Below are 3250 nucleotides of genomic sequence, written 5' to 3' on the forward strand. Positions count from 1 at the left end.
ACCTTCTTCCCCAAGCGCCTGCAAGGGACCGGCCTGGGCCTGAACGCGGGTCTGGGCAACTTCGGCGTGACCACGATGCAGATCGTGATCCCGCTGGTGATGACCGTGCCTTTGCTCGGCGCGCTCGGCGGTGAGTCGATGACGCTGCAAAAGGAAAGCGGCTGGATTTTCGGCGCCATTCCACCCGGCACACCCACCTGGATCCAGAACGCGGGCTTTGCCTGGGTGTTGTCGCTGGTGCCGCTGTCGATCCTGTGCTGGTTGGGCATGAACAACCTCAAGACCGTCTCGCCCGATACCGGCGGCCCGATCGCGGCGTTTCTGAAAATCATCTGGCTCTACACGCTGTCGTTCATTCCGGCCGGCCTGGGTTTGTATCTCTACCTGCCCGCTCCCAGCGGCCTCGGTCTGTTGAACATGTGGCTCGCCATGCCGCTGATCATCGTGAGCACGCTGATGGTGATGAAGATCACCGCGTTTGGTGCGATGAAGGACAACGTCGCCAAGCAGTTCGCCATCTTCAGCAACCAGCACACCTGGTCCCTGACCATTCTGTACATCGTCACCTTCGGCTCCTTCATCGGCTTTTCGATGGCGCTGCCGCTGGCCATGAAGGTGATCTTCGGCATCAGCCACGTGCCCGATGCCAACGGGGTCATGCAACACAGCCTGGTCAATCCGAACGGCCCGGCCGTGCTGGCCTACGCCTGGATCGGCCCCTTCGTGGGCGCCGCGATACGACCCGTTGGCGGCTGGATTTCCGACAAGGTCGGCGGCTCCATCGTCACCCAGTGGGTGTGCGCGGCGATGGTGGTCGCCGGGGTGGCCGTGGGCTACGTGATGCAGCAGGCCTACCACTCGACCACGCCAGAAACGTATTTCTTCGCCTTCCTCGCGCTCTTCATCGTGTTGTTCGCGGCCAGCGGCATCGGCAACGGCTCGACCTTTCGCACCATCGGCGTCATCTTTGACCGCCAGCAAGCCGGCCCGGTGCTGGGCTGGACCTCTGCCGTGGCCGCCTACGGCGCCTTCATCGCGCCGGTGGTGATCGGCCAGCAGATCAAGGCCGGTTCGCCAGAAAACGCCATGTACGGCTTCGCCATTTTTTACGCCCTGTGCCTGATCCTGAACTGGTGGTTCTATCTGCGCGCCGGTGCGGAGATCAAGAACCCCTAGCCATGACTACCCCCCGCGTCGCCTTCGGCGCCACCCCCCTGGGAGGGGGGCGACACCAGCCGTCTGGCAAAGCCAGCCCGGCGGTGTCCTTGGATCTATCCCCTTCGCACGTTGCGCTTGTATGGGTTGCAGTCGCACCCCCATTTTTCCGGAGAGCCTCATGAGCCATTTTCTCGACCGCTTGACCCACTTTTCCGCACCGCAGGAATCCTTCTCGGGGGACCACGGTGTCACCACCGGTGAAGACCGCACCTGGGAAGACGCTTACCGCGACCGTTGGGCGCACGACAAGATTGTGCGCAGCACGCACGGCGTGAACTGCACCGGCTCTTGCTCGTGGAAGGTGTATGTGAAGGGCGGCATCGTCACCTGGGAAACCCAGCAGACGGATTACCCACGCACCCGCCCCGACCTGCCCAACCACGAGCCCAGGGGTTGTGCGCGCGGCGCGTCCTACTCCTGGTACCTGTACAGCGCCAACCGCGTCAAGTACCCCATGGTGCGGGGCCGCTTGCTCAAGCACTGGCGCGCCGCGCTCGCCATTGCGAAGTCGCCGGTGGACGCCTGGGCCGCCGTGGTGGAGAACACCGAGGCGCGCAAGGAATGGCAGCAACTGCGCGGCATGGGCGGTTTTGTGCGCAGCAGCTGGGACGAGGTCAACCAGATGATCGCCAGCGCCAACGTCTACACGGCCAAGAAGTACGGCCCCGACCGCGTGATCGGCTTCTCGCCCATTCCCGCCATGTCCATGGTGAGCTACGCCGCCGGCTCGCGTTACCTGTCGTTGATCGGTGGCGTGTGCATGAGCTTTTACGACTGGTATTGCGACCTGCCGCCCGCCAGCCCGCAAGTCTGGGGCGAGCAGACCGATGTGCCCGAATCGGCCGACTGGTACAACTCCAGCTTCATCATCGCCTGGGGCTCCAACGTGCCCCAGACCCGCACGCCCGACGCCCACTTCTTCACCGAGGTGCGCTACAAGGGCGCCAAGACCGTGGCGATCACGCCCGACTACGCCGAGATCAGCAAACTCTGCGATCTCTGGATGCACCCCAAGCAGGGCACCGACGCCGCCGTGGCCATGGCCATGGGCCATGTGATCCTCAAAGAGTTCTACTTTGACAAGCGCAGCAGCTACTTCGACGACTATGTGCGCCGCTACACCGACCTGCCCAACCTGGTGCAGCTCGAAGAACGCATATTGCCCGATGGCCGCAAGGTGTTGGTGCCGGGCCGCTACCTGCGCGCCAGCGATTTCAACGGCCAGCTCGGGCAGGACAACAACGCCGACTGGAAGACCGTGGCCATGGACGAGAGCGACAAGATCGTCTTGCCCAACGGCTCCATCGGTTTCCGCTGGGGCGCCGAAGGGCGCGCAGACGTGGGCAAGTGGAACCTTGAAAACAAGGAGGCGCGCCACGGCAGCGAGGTCAAACTCAAACTGAGCCTGATGGAAGGGGCGCAGCCCGACTACGACGTGGGCAAGGTGGGCTTCCCCTACTTTGGCGGCATCGCCACACCGAACTTCACGGCCAACGAACAAGCCAGCGCCACCGGCGACGTGCTGGTGCGCATGGTGCCGATGCGCCGCATCAAACTGGGCAAGGCCGGCGAAGAACGTTACGCCCTGGTGGCCACGGTGTTTGACCTGACGGTGGCCAACTACGGTGTGGCACGCGGCCTGCCGGGCGAGGGGGGCAGCTCCGGCGAAATCACCGGCGTGGCCAGCAGCTACGACGACGACACGCCGTACACGCCGGCCTGGCAAGAAAAGATCACCGGCGTCCAGCGCGACCAGGTGATTGCCGTGGCACGCCAGTTCGCCGACAACGCCGACAAGACCCGGGGCAAGTCGATGATCATCATCGGCGCGGCCATGAACCACTGGTACCACAGCGACATGAACTCCCGCGGCATCATCAACATGTTGATGATGTGCGGCTGCATCGGCCAGAGCGGCGGCGGCTGGGCGCACTACGTGGGCCAGGAGAAGCTGCGCCCGCAGACCGGCTGGACCGCGCTGGCGTTCGCACTCGACTGGATCCGTCCGCCGCGCCAGCAGAACTCGACCAGC

Annotated in this window: 2 protein-coding genes; both read left to right on the top strand. The window is 64.2% G+C overall.

Going from position 1 to position 3250, the window contains the following annotated elements; translation table 11 throughout:
- The coding region (locus ABYB95_RS20060; RefSeq protein WP_372660996.1) for an antiporter at window positions 1–1176 on the top strand (1176 nt) is incomplete at its 5' end.
- Window positions 1177–1336: 160 nt separating this feature from the next.
- Window positions 1337–3250 (top strand): molybdopterin-dependent oxidoreductase (locus ABYB95_RS20065; protein ID WP_372660998.1); only part of this gene is annotated, 1914 nt, incomplete at its 3' end.

It is taken from the genome of Hydrogenophaga sp. (genome assembly GCF_041633695.1).
GTDB lineage: Bacteria > Pseudomonadota > Gammaproteobacteria > Burkholderiales > Burkholderiaceae_C > Hydrogenophaga.